This window comes from Streptomyces sp. NPDC005551, from assembly GCF_042871785.1.
Lineage (GTDB): Bacteria > Actinomycetota > Actinomycetes > Streptomycetales > Streptomycetaceae > Streptomyces.
The window spans coordinates 356,260-370,791 of sequence record NZ_JBIAJE010000007.1; the positions used below are offsets into that span (position 1 = coordinate 356,260).

Consider the following 14,532-nt stretch of genomic DNA (forward strand, 5'->3'; position numbering starts at 1 on the left):
TGCCGCACCGCTCCGGCGCCCGGCACGGTATGCCCCTCGCCATGTCGCTGCGGGGCGCCGCTTCCGCCGGACATCACGGCCGTCCCGTCCGGCGCCGGGACACCGAGTCGCCGCGCCGCCGCGCCGTCGAGTCGCCGCGCCGCCGGGCCGCCGCGCCGCCGGGCCGCCGCGCCGCCGGGCCGCCGGGCCGCCGGGCCGCAGGATCCATCCCTTGATTCCGCGCCCGGGCGGTCACTGTCCTCTGATCTCGTCGAGCGAGATCTGCATCTCGGCACGCGCGCGCGTGAACCAGTCCGCCAGGACGGCCGTCTCCTCGGGGGTGTAGTCGGCGAAGAGCGCGCCGAGCCGTTCGTAGTGCGGGCCGTACACGGCGAAGACCCTGGCGGCCGCCGACGCGTCGAGGACGACCCGGACGCGGCGCCGGTCGTCGGGGTCGGGCTGCCGGTGCACGTAACCGGCGCGTTCCAGGCGGTTGAGTACGCCGGTGACGGCCCCCGTCGTCAGGTTCGCGCGCTCGGCCAGATCGCCCGCGTTCAGGTGCCGCTCGCCGGCGCCGATGACGTGGCCCAGACAGGTCAGGTCGGTGACGTTCAGCCCCAGCCGCTGGGCGATGTCGTGCTGCGACACCAGGGCGAGGGCGATCATCTGGTCCATCGCGTCCAGTGCCTGCTGCGGTGTCGCTTCGGGGCGGGACTTGCCCTTCACCGGGATTCTCCTTAGCATCTAAGTTACTTAGCTCGTGAGATAAAGCACCTCTCGCGTTGCGACGATACAGAGAGATCGACCCAGGGAGACCCATGAGCGGCATGCACGGCGACCACGACTTGGGCCACACGGTCGCCGGATGGACGGGCACCTGTATCGCCCTCGTCGGATTCATCCTGTCCGGCGCCGCGATGATCGCGGCGTGGGTGCCCGGTTTCTGGCTCGGCCTCGGCGTGATCGCTCTCGCCGCCTTCGTCACCTGGGCGCTTCACCTGAGCGGCTGGGGGAAGCCCGGCGGTCCGCGTCCCGCTGCCGAGCAGCACTGGCGCGTCAGGGACCGTGCGGCCGAACGGGGCCACCCGGACTGCGTGGGCTGTCGTGCGGCGGGACGCGGACGCGCTCGTACCGGACGCGCCGGGAAGCCGACGCGCGCGACCACCGGGGCTCCCGCGGCGGGCGCGGCACTGACGTCCGCCGCCGAGTAGACGGCCCCGGGTCGACGGCCCCGCGCGGCAATCGGCCCCGGGAAAGGCGCCGGGTGCCCCTCCCTGAGGCGAGATGATGCCTGGCCATACTCACCGGGAGGCAGCGGTATGAGTTCAGTGAGGGGTGTGCGCGGTGCGCCTTCCGCTCGGGCATCCGGCGCCGCCGATGTAGTACGCGTTGAGATAGTTCGGCCCCGCGCCCGGTAGCTGCGTGGGGCCGGGTTTGACGCACAGGTGGTAGTCGTTCGTGCTGCCGCCTCCTCGGACGTCGACGTGGACCAGCACCGTCGTGTCACCGCAGTGGTTGTACCCGGCGAACTGGGACTCGCGGACGCGGTACCGGAAGAAGCCGCACTGGGTGAGGGAACTCGCGCCTGCCTGCCGGACTTCCGGCCCGCGCCCGGGCTCGGCGTGGGCCGGTCCCGGGAACGCCGTCAGGGCCAGCGCGGTGAGGATGCTCGACGCAGCCGCCGTGGCGGCTCGGACAAAACGGGGGGAGGGCTTCACGAACACTCCTTAGGGGCGGGCCATGACGATGGACGACCAGCCGATCGACTCTTCCTGACGCCACGACACCTGCTGGAGCCGGGCTGGTACGGCGATCGTAACTCCATGTGTCCAGGCGGTGTCCGTGAGTCACCGGAACGAGTGGCGGCAGCAAGCAAAACGGGGAATCGGGAACGAGGACGCGGATCTCGCCGTGGTGGTCGGCCACCGCTGCCCGGTCGAGTGGGCGACCATGGCCACGCGGGTGCGCCACGGCGGGACCCGCGTAGGTCGGGCCGGTCCGGGCGGAAGGGTCACTCCGGCCAGGCGGAGTTCTCGATGACCTCGACGAAGTCGGTCCGCCGGAAACCCGGGGCGAAGTGCTCCAGGACGTCCGCGTTCACCGTGCCGAAGGTGGTGTCGGGGCGGTGCCGGAATCCTTCGGTGAACGCCTTCAGGATCTGCCGCTTGAAGTCGGGCCGGGGATGGGCCGCGGTGACGGCGTCGATCTGGGCTCGGGTGAGGTGGGACAGGTTCAGGCCCAGCACATCCGTCTCGACACCCGCCGTCGTCGACGCGATCTCCGGGGCCATCCTGTAGGGCACCTCAGGCGTGGTGTGCAGAGCGATGGCCGTCCAGACCGTGTCCGCGGCGCCGTCGGACAGACCGTGCGTCAGCAGGAACGCGCGGGCCTGGTCGGCGCCGTCCATCTCGAAGCGCTGGTCGTCGCTGCGGTACGGCGCCACCAGGCCGGTGTCGTGGAACAGTGCCGCCACGTACAGCAGTTCGGGGTCGGGGCTGAGCCCCCGTGCGGCTGCCTGGAGACTCCCGAAGAGGTACACCCGGCGGGAGTGGTGGAAGATCAGCGCCGGGGTGGTGTCGCGGATGAGTTCGGTGGCGTCCCGCGCGAGCTTGCTGTCGGGGATCTCGACGCCTGCGATCTTCTCGGTCATGGCTCTCCTTCGTGGGCGGTTGCCGGGACCTGCCCCAGCTTCCGCCGACCGGCGCCCGCGGAGCCGCTGCCGGACGGCCGACAAGCCCTCGGAAACGGCCGGACCCGGAGAGCGGCCTCAGCCCGTGGGCGTGCGCGCCCGGGACAGCGGCGTCGTCGTGACGAAGCGGTGCTGGTAATGGGTGGGGGAGAGGCCCAGGTGGCGCGCGAACGCGCGGCGCAGGCTCTCGTAACTCGGAAAGCCCGACAGCGACGCGGCCTCCGTCGCGTTGTGCCCGGCGTCGAGCAGGGCTTTCGCCATGTCGAAGCGGATCAGCTCCACGTACTTCATGGGGGTGGTGTCCAGTTCGGTGCGGAACATGCGGGTCAGGTGCCGCGGACTGACCCTGACCCGCGCGGCGAGTGATCCCAGACTGTGGTCGGCGGTCGGATCGGCCTGGACCGCGTCCTGGACCAGCCGCAGCACGGGCGTGCGGGGGGCCGGTCCCTGAAGCGAGGCGGAGAACTGGGACTGCCCGCCGGCCCGCTGCATGTACACCACCAGCGAGCGGGCGACCTGCCGGGGCAGATCAGGTCCGTGGTCCTCCTCCACCAGGGCGAGAGCGAGGTCGATACCCGCGGTGACACCGGCGGAGGTGTACGTGGTGCCGTCCTTGACGAAGATCGCGTCAGGCTCCACACGCGTCGACGGACAGCGGCGCGCCAGCACGGAGGCGTGCTGCCAGTGCGTCGTCGCCCGCCTGCCGTCGAGCAGGCCCGCGGCCCCCAGTACGAACGCACCGGTACACACCGAGGTGATCCGCCCCGCCCGCTCGGCCAGCGCCCTCGCCGCCGCGCTGAGAGCGGGGTCCACGGGAGCGGCCGGCAGCAGGTCACCGCCCGCCACGAGCAGCGTGTCGTAGGCGTCGGCGGCAGCGGCGTCCCCGTCGACCGGAACGAGCATGCCGATGGAGGAACGCACCGGCGACTTGCCCACCGAGAGGATGCTCAGCCGGTACCGCGCGCCGTACCGGTTCGCCTCGCTGAAGACTTCCGCCGGTCCCGACAGATCGAGCAGCTTCACGCCTTCGAACACGAGAACGCCCACGCGGTGTGGCGGTGGTGTCATCTCTCCTTGCCTTCCTCGTCGGGGCGCCCGCCGTGTTCCGCTCACGTCGGCCAGGGCGCACCCATGATGCGCCCGATCATGGTCGTACGACGGAAACCGGGGACGAACTCCTCCAGCACGTCCTGGTGGACGGTTCCGTACGTGGTGTCCGGACGGTGTCCGAGTCCCTCGACGATGCCGACTTCCCGGCCGTGGCGCCGCTTCGGTCCGGCCATGAACCGCCCGAAAAAAGACAGCGGAGGGCGAGCGGTACACCCTCCGTACGCCGGGCAGGGGGCGTAGGTCCGTCGGTGTGAGCGGGTGAACCGTCGATCCGCCGCCGGATTCCCGCCAGGACGTACCGGCTCCGCTAATCGTCCACCCGTACGGCCGGGGGCGCGCGGGAGTGAATGCGCAGGGATCGCGGCGTGCCCGGGGCGCGGCCACGGCACGCTGCTGGTCGTTAATCCGTCCAGCGGCCGGGGGCCGCCAAGAGCGGAACGGGCGCCTGCTCGTCGAGAGGGACCGTGTGGTGGCAGCCGTGAGGAGCAGGCGTGACAGTTGACGGAGCCGTCGGAAGTTCCGCCCCGACGCCGGTCGATGCCCCGTGCCGGGGCCCCGCTGACGAGGACCGGCAGCCACGGACACCGCCGCGGCACGTGGCCTGCGTGATGGACGGCAACGGCCGCTGGGCGGCACGGCGGTCACTGCCGCGGACCTCGGGGCACCGGGCGGCCGAGACGACGGTGATCGACGTGATCGAGGCGGCCAGGACGGCCGGGGTGCAGTGGCTGAGCCTGTACGCGTTCTCCACCGAGAACTGGCGACGCCCCGGCAACGAGGTCGACTTCCTCATGCAACTGGTGCGCCGCGTCGTACGCAAACACGCTCCGCTGCTGCATGCCCGGGGCATCCGCTGCCGGTTCCTCGGCGTGACGGACTCCAGGATCCCGGCGGTACTCGCCCGGGACTTCGAGGACCTGATGACGCTGACCGGTATGAACCGCGGCATGACGCTGACCGTGGCGTTCGACCACGGCGGGCGCGGGGACATCGTCGAGGCGGCACGGTCGCTGATCCGCGGCGGGGTGCCGGCCGACGCGGTGACCGAGCAGAGTTTCGCCGCCCATCTGCCCTTCCCCGACACACCCGACGTGGATCTCGTCATCCGGACCTCGGGGGAGCAGCGCATCTCCAACTTCATGCTGTGGCAGGTCGCCTACGCCGAGTGGATGTTCCCACCGGTGCTGTGGCCCGACTTCCGCGCGACGCACTTCGTGGAGTGCCTGCACACGTATCAGCAACGCGATCGCCGCTTCGGCGGCGTCAAGCCGACCGCGAACGGAGCACCCTTACCGTGACCGAAACCGCCAGCACCCACTCCAGCAGCACCGACTCCGGCACCGGCGGCCCCGGCGGGGGCCCGTCCCGGCCGGCGTCGGAGGCAGCGGCCGGGCCCCTGTCGGGCACGGGGTCGCAGTTCCACGAGTTCTTCAACGACCCGCGCTGGGCGCTGGCCATGGTGCGGGCGACCGTACTGGAGGCCGCCCACCCGCAGATCGGCGCTGCCCTCCTCGACAACTCCACCTTCGTGGCACATCCGTGGCGGCGGCTGCGCAACACCTTTGTCAGCATGCAGCGCATGTTCGGCGCCGACGAGCACGCCCGGCAGCGGGAGGCGGCGCGGCTCAATCGGCTGCACGCGCGGCTGAACGGCACCGACGCGCGCAACCGGCCCTACGACGCGATGAATCCGAAGGTCCGCGCCTGGGTCGTGGCGACCCTGTTCGAGAGCGCCGTCACCCTGTGCCGACTGGGCGGCCAGCCTCTCGAACAAGGCACCATGGACAGGCTGTACGCCGACTTCCAGGCGCTGCTCGCGGCAATGGGCGACCAGGCCGGCCATCTGCCGCCCACCCTGCAGGAGTTCTGGCAGTACTTCGACCACATGGTCGAAGAGGAACTCGAGAACACCGAGGCACTGCGCATCATCCTCTACAAGCTCTTCGACCATCTCCCGGCGCCGCCGCTGCTGGACGGGATGCCCACCGTGTGGGCGGCCGGCCGGGCTCTCGCCGGTCCCGTCGTCGGAGCCATCACGGTGGCATCCCTTCCCGAATCCTTCCGCCGCCGGGCAGGACTGCCCGAGATCCCCGGGGCCCAGACACTGATGCAGAGCGCCTACCTGGCCGTCGGTCTGGCGCGCTTCCTGCCGGACGGCTGGATCAAGGCGGAGAACATCGCCGGCCTCCTCTCGCTCTCGCCCGACAGTGACGACCCCCGCGCCCGGAGCATCACGGCGGTGCGCGACGGAATGAAGCGGGCAGGCGCCCTGATCAGGCTGATCACCCCGCTGCCCGCGCAACCCGATCCCGCCGGGGCGGGCGAGCCCGAGCGCAGCGCCGAGGAGTTCTTCGACGCGGTACTGGACCAGACCGGTGACGGATTCCTGGACTGGCCCGACCTCGCCGCCATGGCCCGGGAACTGTCCGGCCGCCTCGACCTCGACGAACCGGAGGAGAACAAGCTCTACGACGCGTACGCCGCCTGGTGGCGGGAACTGCAGGCCGCCCTCGACACCGACGGTGACGGCCGCGTCAGCAGGGCGGAGTACGCCGCCGGTGTCCCGTCGCTGGCCGGGCCCGCCCTGATCAGAGTCGCGGAAGTCCTGTTCGACGCCACCGACCGGGACGGCAGCCAGACCATCGACGGGGACGAGTACCGGGCCCTGTTCCGGACAGGGTTCCGGCGTGACGTGGCGGACACCGAGGGCACGTACTCCCGCAGCGCGTTCCTGAAGGACTTTCTGTCCTTCATGGCGGGCCGCCGGCGCTCGAGCGCCTTCGACCCGCTGCTCAGCGAGGCGTGACCCCGCCCGCGCGAGGGTCTGCTCCGCGGGACCTCGCGCGGTGGCAGGGGGCGGCCGGGCGCACCCTTACGCATCCGAAGGGCGGGTCACCGCGTGGGGGTGATCGTCGAGGTAGTCCCGTACCACCGACAGGAAGCTCGGGTCCGGCCGAAGCCCGAGCGAGGTGGCGCGCGTGTTGTCGAAGACGGCCGGCCATGAGCCGACGACGGCCTCGACCGCCGGGTCGGGGGCGATGGTCACCAAGTCCGCTGCGGATCCGGCCACTTGGCGCAGGACGGCGAGCATCTCCGCGACGGAGACCGTGAGAGCGGGGAGGTTGACGGGCAGCGGGCCCTCGATCCGCCCCGGTCCGTGGCCCCGTTCGGCCTCGGCGACGCGGAGGATCCCCCGCACCGTGCGTCGCGGTGAGGCCAGCGCCACGCGCAGGGCGGGGTCGACCGGACAGGTCGCCGGGAGTCGGGCGAGCGGTTCGCGAATGATGCCGGACAGGAAGCCGGAGGCGGCCGCGTTCGGCTCGCCCGGCCGCACGGCGACGGTCATCAGGCGAGCGACGCGTCCGTCGACGAATCCTCGGCGCGTGCAGTCCGCGACGAGATACTCGCAGGCGAGCTTCTGTGTCCCGTAACTCGACTGCGGTGTCGGCAGAGTTGTCTCACTGACCACGGGCGGCAGGGGCGTCGCCGGGTGCGATCCGTAGACGGCCAGGCTGCTGGCGAAGAGCATCCGTGTGACGGGCCCGCCGGCCACCGACTGGGCCCGCGCGGCTTCCAGGAGTGCCCGGGTGGTGTCCAGGTTCACGCGCATCCCGAGGTCGAAGTCCGCCTCGCACTCGGCCGACACCGCGGCTGCGAGATGGAACACCACGTCGACCGGACTGGCGAACAACTCGCCGACCCTGTCGATCAGTTCACCGTGCGCGATGTCCACGAGCGGGTCGGCCGTCTGCGGGAGGTCCGGGTGCACGACCCGGTCGGCGAGCACCAGCCGGGTGATCGGTTCACCGCCGAAGGTGCGCGTACGCAGCAGGGCCTCGGTGAGCAGGCGCCCCAGGAAGCCGTACGCGCCCGTGATGACGATCCTCATGTGACTTCTCCTCAGGGGCGGCCGGCGAACGGGACGCGCGCGCCGTAGTGCTACCCCTTCGCGGAGCGCGGCAGGCCCCCGTCGACCGGCGAGCGCCCGTGCGGTGGGCGTGAGGGACGGGAGCGTTGCGCATCGGCACCGTGGTCTTGACGAACTTCGGCAGCGGGCGAAGTCGCCGCCGGCCCTGTGTCCCCCGGCGGAAGCCGCTTCGCGCTGCGGCTTCCCCGTACTGACCGGGGAGGCCGGTGCCCGGGGACAGGCGGAGTGGGCGGATGCCCGGCCTGTGACTCGCTGCGGGTCCCGGCCCTGCCCGGGTCTCCGGGCGACCCGGCCGACACCGGCTGTCCCATTTATGCGTACTCAGGCTGTTTCGCATGGAATGCCTCGGATACTCGCAAAGGGTCTCAATCGGTACATGAGCACACAGGCGCGGTAAGGCCCCTTCACCGAGTCGAGAGACCACCACCGTGGCGAGTGGGTGGTAGCCCCCGCACGGTCTTTCACCGAAGCATGACGGCCGATCCGCGCCCGGAAAGAGGGTGAGGGCCATGAGTACTCAGTCCGCCGACGGCGGGGCCGGGCGCGTACAGGCGGCCGGACAGACCGCGAGAGAACAGGCATCGGCCACAGCGGGCCAGGCCAAGGACGCCGCGGGCGAGGTGGCGGGGACCGCGATGGATCAGGCCAGGACGGTCGCGGAAACGGCACGCCGCCAGGCCGAAGGCGCCGTGGGAGACCTGCGGGACCGTGTGACCGAGGAAATGCAGGGTCAGACGCAGCGGGCAGCCGAGACGGTACGCCAGTGGGCGGACGACCTGTCGGAGCTGACGCGCAACGCGCCCGGCGACTCCCCGGCTCGCAGCATGGTGTCCCAGGCCGCGAACGGTGGCCACCGGGCAGCGGACTACCTGGAACGGCACGGTGTGGAAGGCATGGGCGAGAACCTGAAGGGGTTCGCGCGGCGCCGGCCGGGAGCCTTCCTGGCGGGGGCGGCACTGGCGGGGTTCGCGGCCGGCAGACTCGTCAAGGCCGGCGGCAAGGCGCAGTCCGGACCGGGAGTGCAGGAGGCCCGCACCCCGGTACCGGCCGTGGGGCCGCCCGGACCGCCGCTGGCGGCCGTCCGGGTCGAGCCGCACGCCTACCCGGAGGTGTGACATGTCGTCGATGGCACCGGAGCCACGCGGTCAGGACCCCTCGGTCGGGGAACTGCTGTCGGAAGTGGCCTCCGACGTCCAGACGCTCTTCCGGCAGGAAGCCGAACTGGCCAAGATCGAGATTCGTCAGGAGGCCGCCAAGGCGGGCAAAGCCGCCGGAATGTACGGGGGAGCCGGATTCGGCGGCTACATGGTCGCCCTGTTCGCCTCACTCGCGGCGATGTACGGCCTGGCCAACGTGATGGACACCGGATGGGCGGCGCTGATCGTCGCCGCCGTATGGGCGGTCGTCGCGGCAGTGCTGTTCAGCAAGGGCCGCTCCCGCATGCGGGAGGTGTCCCCGAAGCCGGAGCAGACCATGGAGACCCTGAAGGAGGACGCGCAATGGGCACGTCACCCGACCAAGTGAGAACCGACATCGAGGCCACCCGCGGGCGACTGTCGGAGAATGTCGACCGGCTGGCCGACCGCACCAGCCCCGGACGGATCGTGCGTCGTCGCACCGGCCGAGTCCGCGGAGCGTTCTCCGGAGCGCGCGAGCGCGTCATGGGCACCGCTTCCGGAACCACGCAGAGCACCAGGGACCGCGGTCAGCAGGCCGCCGCGTCCGTCCAGGACAGCGTCGGGCAGGCCGCCGGCACGGTGCGCCAGAAGGCCGGCCAGGTCGGTGAAGCGGTCGGGGGCGCCCCGGAGCAGGCCGTGCGGCAGACGCAGGGCAATCCGCTGGCGGCGGGCCTGATCGCGTTCGGCGCCGGGCTGCTCGCCGCCTCGCTCCTGCCCGGCTCGCAGGCCGAGGAGCAGGCGGTCTCCCAGCTCTCCGAGAACGCCGGTGAGGTGATCGAGCCCGTCAAGCAGGCGGCGATGGAATCCGCGCAGCATGTGAAGGAGGACGCCACGGAGGTGGCCAAGCAGGCCACTCAGGAGGTCAAGGACAGCGCCGCGGAGGCCGTCCGGACGACCAAGGAAGCATCCACCGACCAGGCGGGTCAGGTCACGGAGCAGGCCCGGCAGTCCGGCCAGGAGGTGGCCGACGAGGCCCGGCGGCAGTCGCCCGGCGCCATGTGACCACCGTCGCCGGCGGCACCGCGGGCGGGAGGCATGGGTGGGGACATGAGGCACCGCCTCCGACCCGGCCGCCGCACCGGCGCCCTCGCCGTATCCTGTCGCCGGCCCAGCGGTCTTGTGGGCCGGCGACCCTGGCATGCACGGTGAATGTGGACGATGCCCCTGTGGTCGCGCTTCCACTCCGCTTCCAGGTCGACGAGGCGGGTGCGAGGGCCCGTCGTCACATCACGGTGCCGACAGCCGCGATCGCCCGAGCGGCTCCAGTGGCGGTCAGCGTGTGCCTCGGACCCACGGCCCGCTCAACTGATCGTGACGACACGCGCCCAGGCTGGTGGCGTGTCCGGGACGTAGTCGGGGTTCGCCTCGTTCGCGCCGTGGGCGGGGCGGGGGAGGAGGCCCACGACGGTGCGGCAGGGCGGCGCCGCGGAGGGCCAGGGTGTCTGGCCGTCCGTCAGTGCCACGATCACGTCCGGGCGAGGCCCGGAGCGGAGCGCCCGGGCGAAGCCGGAGCGCAGATCGGTCCCCCCGCCGCCGACCAGCTCGATGTTCTCGGCGCGGCAGAGCGGGACCGCGACCCCGGCCGCCGCGTCGCAGGAGATCACCGAGACGAGGTCGCGTCGGCCGCCCACGGCTCGTGAGATCGCGGCCACTTCCAGCAACGCGCTACCCAGCTCGGCGTCGCTCACCGATCCGGAGGTGTCGATCACGACACAGACCCGGGGCGGCTTACGGCGCAGGCTCGGCAGCAGCACCTTGGGGACACCCGCCGAACGCCGGGACGGCCGCCAATAGCTGTGGTTCTCGCCCGCCCCCGGAGCACCCGCCGCCGAGCGGACCGCGGCCCCCAGCAGCTGGCGCCACGGCTGGGGCGGATGAAACGCCTCGTCCGCCCACCGACGCCACCCCTCCGGCGCGTCGCCCGGCCGGCCCTTGATCCCCTCCGCCACGCGGAAGCGGACCGCGTCCTGCTGCTGCCTGCTCAACCCGTGCGCCCCGTCGGGACCCCGCTCCCACGGCCGCGCCTGCCCGTCGGCACCGCTGCCGCAGTCCAGCCAGGCAAGGTCGGCGGTGAGTGCGGACATCGAGGCCCTCCGCAAATACTCCTCCATCAGCAGTCCCTCGGGCAGCCGCAGCAGCGACGGCAGCACCGCTCCGGCAGGCCGGGGCAGGCCCTCACCGTAGATGTCGTCGTTGATCTCGAAGTCGGCGGCGATGTTACGGCGCAACCGCTCTCCCGGCCCGTACTCCTCGTGCCGCCGCGCGTACCGTTCGCTCCGCCCGTGGTGGTCCCGGAGCAGATGGGACACCTCGTGCACCCAGACGCCCGCCAGTTCCTCCACCGGCATACGGGCCACGAACCCGGGAGAGACATAACAGCGCCAGTGTGCGTCCACCGCCATGGTCGGCACCGACCGGTCCTCCACGACATGCAGCGCGAAGAGGGCGTCGGCGAGATAGGGGCGTACCTTCACCGCGTGCAACCGGGCGGTCAGCAACTTCTCCATGTCCAGCGGAATTCCGTGCCGGCCGACCGCGCCGAAGGGCCCTGGCGGCCGGTCCCGCAACGCGGCCCGCACCGGGCGCGGCGGCGCGGGACGGGGCATCGGGCGCGGCCGGGGGAGTGGTACCGAGCGCCTCGGGTTGCCCGTCATCGGCGTGCCCCCGGCGCACGCCGGGCGGCGGCCGCGGTGACCCGGCCCACCGACTGGTTCGCCCGGCGGGCGAGACCGACCACCCCGGCCAGACGTTCCATCGTCTCCGGCACGTCCCAGTCGTCGCGCCGAAGCGCGGCCAGCGTCGTCGCCGGGGCGACCAACAGGTCCGCGGCGCCGGTCTCCAGCGCCCGGACCAGCACCGCCCAGCCCGCCTCCCAGCGCTCCCGCTCGGGCCGGGCTCCGACGGCGGCCACCACGGCCTCCAGCGCCGCCTGCCGCAGATCGCCCCGTTCCGGCAGCTCGGCAGCGGCCGGATCGGCCAGCAGCGACTCCGGGTCCGGCAGGTCCATCCGGTCGAGGTACGCGAGGAGTTCGAGTCCCGGCCCGTCGCCCACCGCGCCCCGTACGAGCAGGGCCAGCACCTCCCGGGAGACCGATGCCGCCGTGCCGAAGGCGAGCAGGGTCAACGCCGCGTCCCAGCTCCGCGGCGAGGGCCAGGCACCGCCGCGCCGCGTCTCCGTGTTCGGCAGCCGGTGGATCAACGTCGGCCGGGCGGCCAGGAAACCGCAGACCACGCGCCGGGAGAACGCCACCGCCTCCGGGAGCCGTTCCGGCTCGAGGCGGGGCAGCTCCGCCCGCGGCCAGACGCCGCCCAGTCCGCGCACCACCACCTCCTGGTCGTGCACCCAGTACAGATGCACGAACCGGTTGGCCAGCGGGGGGCTCAGCTCCCAGCCGTCCGCCGCCGAAGCGCGAGGGTTGGCCGCCGCCACGACCCGTACGCCCGGCGGCAGTTGCAGCGCACCGACGCGCCGTTCCAGGACGACGCGGAGCAGCGCGGCCTGGACGGCCGGGGTCGCCGTGGAGAGTTCGTCAAGGAAGAGCAGTCCGCGGCCGGCTCGTACGAGTTCCACGGCCCACTGCGGCGGTGCCATCGGCACGCCCTGCACCGCCGGGTCCTCGCCGACGATGGGCAGGCCGGAGAAGTCGGACGGTTCGTGGACGCTGGCGATCACCGTCGTCAGCGGCAGGTCGAGCGAGGCGGCCAGCTGGGTCAGAGCCGCGGTCTTGCCGATGCCCGGCTCGCCCCAGAGCAGCACGGGCAGGTCCGCCGCCACGGCGAGGGTCAGCGCTTCGAGCTGCTCGTCGGAGCGCGACTCGGTGGTGGTGGTCCGTAGGAGCGTCAGGAGTTCGCCGGCGACGCCGAGCTGTGAGCCCGTCCCCGATGCCCTGACAGGTACGGACGTGCCGGTGGGGGGCGGGACCGGGGCGGGGAGGAGGGTGCTGGTGGTCATGGGCATCACCTTGAGGGGAATAGGGGGCGGGGAAGCTCGCCCCGGACGTCAGACGTCATGGAGTCGTGCAGGGCGCAACGCGCGGTCGATGAAGGCGACTTCGGCAGGACGGCGCGTCACGACGCGAGGTCGGCCGGCTTCAGCGCTGGCACACGGAGCGGTCGAAACGAGGGCGTCGGCGTGACCGCCGGTCAAGGGGCCAGGCTGATCCGGGGCCGGGACCGGCTGCTCATCTTGCGGCGTACCGGCAGCGGTGTACGGCGGTCGAGTCGGAGACGATGGCCCTTCGTCGCCCGCCCCGTGCCCGGCGTGCCCTCGCCACCTGCCGTACCGGCACCGGGGTGACCCGTGACCAGGCCCGAGCGGAAGAGCCCGTGGTCGATCCGGCGGGCCGCGGCCGACTCCAGTTCCGTCCGGAGCGGCCCGTCGCGCAGGATCGCGCCGGGGCCGAACAGGCCCTCGATCACAGCCAGGGCGCCGGTGAAGTCACCGTGCCGCAGCCGTTCCCGGACCGCGGGCAGCGCCTCCGGATCGCGGTGCACCGCGTCGATGACACGAAGGCAGGGCAGCGGCGGGCCGCCGAACGCCACGAGCAGTTCCTCGCGCCGCAGTTCGCCGGGGTCGTGGTCGACCGCGGTCAGCACCCCGTCCCGCAGGGCGATCCGGTGGTTCTCGCCCCGGCACTCGACACGGTGCGGATCGCCGGGCTCGGGAGCGGATTCGCCCGGCGTCGCCGGTGTGGACGCCGCCAGCGCTTCGGCGACGAGCGGATGCAGCCGCTCGGGAGGAATGAGACCGGCCCGCAGCAGTTCCAGATCCGGCAGAACCCGTGCCGCGGCCTCCGGCAGCACCGGAAGCGCCGCGATCTGCTGCCGTGGTGGCAGCACGTCCTCCCGCAGCGGCCGGAACACCGGGACATGGCTGTCGTCGGGGGCGAAGAGTTCGAGCACGATGCGGTTCCGTGCACCGAGCCGTACGGCGAAGGCCCCGCGCGGCCGTCCCTCGGCCCGCAGCAACAACTCGGCCTCGGCGGCCCAACTCCCCACAGCCCATAGGGAGTCGTGCCCGCCGAGCTGATCCGGCCCAACCGCCATGAACGGATGGTGGGTTACCCGGGACGGCGCGGGCGTCGCCGGGGACCGTGCTGGGCTCGCACCGCACCGCTCCGCCAATTCACGGCTCCGTCCGGCGTCCCAGAGATGCCGGTGCAGGTCGAGTCGGAAACGCCGGTCGGGATGCGGATGTGGGTGGTGTCCGGGGTTGCGGCTCCCCGGCCCCTCCCACAGAGCCAGCGACAAGTGCTGTCCGGCGTCCGCCCGGGCCGGCGGTGTCCGCACCACGAGGTGCGGGGGAGTGCGACCCGAACCGCCGTATCGGGCGAGCGAGATGGTGAGAGCGGGGCGGAGCCGTCCGTCGGGAGCGATCCGCGGCATGTGCCAGCGAAGCAGGTCAGGCGCCAGGCGCCGCAGATCGGCGCGGAGCCGGGTGACGATTTCGGTGCCGTGGCGGTCGCGCACGGCGCGCAGGTCGAGATCGACGTGGACACGGGCGGCGGCGCAGGCCCCGGCCCAGTCACCGACGGCACGCCGTGCGGTCGCGGTCTCGATCATGGACGGTGGCACGGCGTACTCACGTACGCGCTGCCACATCGACAGGTGGGCGGGAATCTCGTTCGCGAAGTGATGTGCCATCAGCA

General features: G+C 72.4%; 15 protein-coding genes. 6 read left to right on the forward strand and 9 right to left on the reverse strand.

Annotation, left to right across the window (positions count from 1 at the left end; translation table 11 throughout):
* Nucleotides 1-231: 231 nt before the first annotated feature.
* Nucleotides 232-705, reverse strand: a complete 474-nt coding sequence (locus tag ACFYP4_RS22305) for a MarR family transcriptional regulator (RefSeq protein ID WP_358852553.1) — start codon at nucleotides 703-705, stop codon at nucleotides 232-234.
* A 92-nt stretch (nucleotides 706-797) separates the two neighbouring features.
* Here ACFYP4_RS22305 and ACFYP4_RS22310 point away from each other — a divergent pair, with 92 nt between their 5' ends.
* Nucleotides 798-1,190 carry an HGxxPAAW family protein gene (locus ACFYP4_RS22310; RefSeq protein ID WP_358852552.1) on the forward strand — a complete coding sequence of 131 codons (393 nt, stop codon included), beginning with the start codon at nucleotides 798-800 and terminating at the stop codon, nucleotides 1,188-1,190.
* Nucleotides 1,191-1,304: 114 nt separating this feature from the next.
* On the opposite strand, the gene ACFYP4_RS22315 is transcribed toward ACFYP4_RS22310, so the two are convergent.
* The 4 genes from ACFYP4_RS22315 to ACFYP4_RS22330 all read right to left on the reverse strand — a co-directional run bounded on the left by ACFYP4_RS22315 (nucleotide 1,305) and on the right by ACFYP4_RS22330 (nucleotide 3,951).
* Nucleotides 1,305-1,697, reverse strand: coding sequence for a DUF6355 family natural product biosynthesis protein (locus ACFYP4_RS22315; protein WP_358852551.1), 393 nt, complete (start codon nucleotides 1,695-1,697; stop codon nucleotides 1,305-1,307).
* Between the two features lie 293 nt (nucleotides 1,698-1,990).
* Nucleotides 1,991-2,629: an HD domain-containing protein gene (locus ACFYP4_RS22320; RefSeq protein WP_388787336.1), complete on the reverse strand. Its 639-nt coding sequence runs from the start codon at nucleotides 2,627-2,629 to the stop codon at nucleotides 1,991-1,993.
* Nucleotides 2,630-2,746: 117 nt separating this feature from the next.
* Nucleotides 2,747-3,736, reverse strand: a complete 990-nt coding sequence (locus ACFYP4_RS22325) for a GlxA family transcriptional regulator (RefSeq protein WP_388787339.1) — start codon at nucleotides 3,734-3,736, stop codon at nucleotides 2,747-2,749.
* A 41-nt stretch (nucleotides 3,737-3,777) separates the two neighbouring features.
* On the reverse strand, nucleotides 3,778-3,951 hold the full coding sequence (locus tag ACFYP4_RS22330; RefSeq protein ID WP_388787342.1) for a hypothetical protein: 174 nt from the start codon (nucleotides 3,949-3,951) through the stop codon (nucleotides 3,778-3,780).
* Nucleotides 3,952-4,374: 423 nt separating this feature from the next.
* Between ACFYP4_RS22330 and uppS the strand changes: the two genes are divergently transcribed.
* Both uppS and ACFYP4_RS22340 read left to right on the forward strand, forming a co-directional pair.
* Nucleotides 4,375-5,076 carry a polyprenyl diphosphate synthase gene (uppS, locus tag ACFYP4_RS22335; RefSeq protein WP_358852566.1) on the forward strand — a complete coding sequence of 234 codons (702 nt, stop codon included), beginning with the start codon at nucleotides 4,375-4,377 and terminating at the stop codon, nucleotides 5,074-5,076.
* Between the two features lie 98 nt (nucleotides 5,077-5,174).
* Entirely contained in the window at nucleotides 5,175-6,584 is a 1,410-nt protein-coding gene (locus ACFYP4_RS22340) for an oxygenase MpaB family protein (protein WP_388787624.1), read from the forward strand.
* Nucleotides 6,585-6,650: 66 nt separating this feature from the next.
* Here ACFYP4_RS22340 and denD read toward each other — a convergent pair whose 3' ends face one another.
* Nucleotides 6,651-7,667 (reverse strand): D-erythronate dehydrogenase, encoded by a 1,017-nt coding sequence (gene denD, locus ACFYP4_RS22345; RefSeq protein WP_358852548.1) that lies wholly within the window; start codon nucleotides 7,665-7,667, stop codon nucleotides 6,651-6,653.
* 548 nt (nucleotides 7,668-8,215) lie between these two features.
* On the opposite strand from denD, the gene ACFYP4_RS22350 reads away from it, so the two are divergent.
* The 3 genes from ACFYP4_RS22350 to ACFYP4_RS22360 are packed head-to-tail and all read left to right on the forward strand — an operon-like array spanning nucleotide 8,216 to nucleotide 9,886.
* The gene (locus ACFYP4_RS22350) at nucleotides 8,216-8,821 is read left to right on the forward strand and encodes a hypothetical protein (RefSeq protein ID WP_358852547.1); all 606 of its coding nucleotides are present in this window, start codon (nucleotides 8,216-8,218) and stop codon (nucleotides 8,819-8,821) included.
* A 10-nt stretch (nucleotides 8,822-8,831) separates the two neighbouring features.
* Nucleotides 8,832-9,230: a phage holin family protein gene (locus ACFYP4_RS22355; protein WP_358852546.1), complete on the forward strand. Its 399-nt coding sequence runs from the start codon at nucleotides 8,832-8,834 to the stop codon at nucleotides 9,228-9,230.
* Nucleotides 9,206-9,886, forward strand: coding sequence for a DUF3618 domain-containing protein (locus ACFYP4_RS22360; protein WP_358852545.1), 681 nt, complete (start codon nucleotides 9,206-9,208; stop codon nucleotides 9,884-9,886). The genes ACFYP4_RS22355 and ACFYP4_RS22360 overlap by 25 nt, the downstream gene beginning before the upstream one ends.
* Before the next feature lie 299 nt (nucleotides 9,887-10,185).
* Here the strand turns inward: ACFYP4_RS22360 and ACFYP4_RS22365 are convergent, their stop codons facing one another.
* From ACFYP4_RS22365 to ACFYP4_RS22375, 3 genes are all read right to left on the reverse strand, one after another.
* Nucleotides 10,186-11,391 (reverse strand): VWA-like domain-containing protein, encoded by a 1,206-nt coding sequence (locus ACFYP4_RS22365; RefSeq protein ID WP_358852544.1) that lies wholly within the window; start codon nucleotides 11,389-11,391, stop codon nucleotides 10,186-10,188.
* Nucleotides 11,392-11,534: 143 nt separating this feature from the next.
* A complete protein-coding gene (locus ACFYP4_RS22370) occupies nucleotides 11,535-12,836 on the reverse strand; it encodes a MoxR family ATPase (RefSeq protein ID WP_358852543.1) in 1,302 nt (433 codons plus the stop codon).
* 191 nt (nucleotides 12,837-13,027) lie between these two features.
* Entirely contained in the window at nucleotides 13,028-14,527 is a 1,500-nt protein-coding gene (locus ACFYP4_RS22375) for a hypothetical protein (protein WP_358852542.1), read from the reverse strand.
* Between the last annotated feature and the right edge of the window lie 5 nt (nucleotides 14,528-14,532).

What these genes read in the sequence shown, in the direction of transcription:
- ACFYP4_RS22330 (WP_388787342.1), bottom strand. Translation starts at nt 3,951, where the DNA reads ATGGCCGGACCGAAGCGGCGCCACGGCCGGGAAGTCGGCATCGTCGAG.
- ACFYP4_RS22365 (WP_358852544.1), bottom strand. Translation starts at nt 11,391, where the DNA reads ATGGAGAAGTTGCTGACCGCCCGGTTGCACGCGGTGAAGGTACGCCCC.
- ACFYP4_RS22375 (WP_358852542.1), bottom strand. Translation starts at nt 14,527, where the DNA reads ATGGCACATCACTTCGCGAACGAGATTCCCGCCCACCTGTCGATGTGG.
- ACFYP4_RS22310 (WP_358852552.1), top strand. Translation starts at nt 798, where the DNA reads ATGAGCGGCATGCACGGCGACCACGACTTGGGCCACACGGTCGCCGGA.
- ACFYP4_RS22350 (WP_358852547.1), top strand. Translation starts at nt 8,216, where the DNA reads ATGAGTACTCAGTCCGCCGACGGCGGGGCCGGGCGCGTACAGGCGGCC.
- ACFYP4_RS22355 (WP_358852546.1), top strand. Translation starts at nt 8,832, where the DNA reads ATGGCACCGGAGCCACGCGGTCAGGACCCCTCGGTCGGGGAACTGCTG.
- denD (WP_358852548.1), bottom strand. Translation starts at nt 7,667, where the DNA reads ATGAGGATCGTCATCACGGGCGCGTACGGCTTCCTGGGGCGCCTGCTC.
- ACFYP4_RS22325 (WP_388787339.1), bottom strand. Translation starts at nt 3,736, where the DNA reads ATGACACCACCGCCACACCGCGTGGGCGTTCTCGTGTTCGAAGGCGTG.
- ACFYP4_RS22360 (WP_358852545.1), top strand. Translation starts at nt 9,206, where the DNA reads ATGGGCACGTCACCCGACCAAGTGAGAACCGACATCGAGGCCACCCGC.
- ACFYP4_RS22370 (WP_358852543.1), bottom strand. Translation starts at nt 12,836, where the DNA reads ATGACCACCAGCACCCTCCTCCCCGCCCCGGTCCCGCCCCCCACCGGC.
- ACFYP4_RS22320 (WP_388787336.1), bottom strand. Translation starts at nt 2,629, where the DNA reads ATGACCGAGAAGATCGCAGGCGTCGAGATCCCCGACAGCAAGCTCGCG.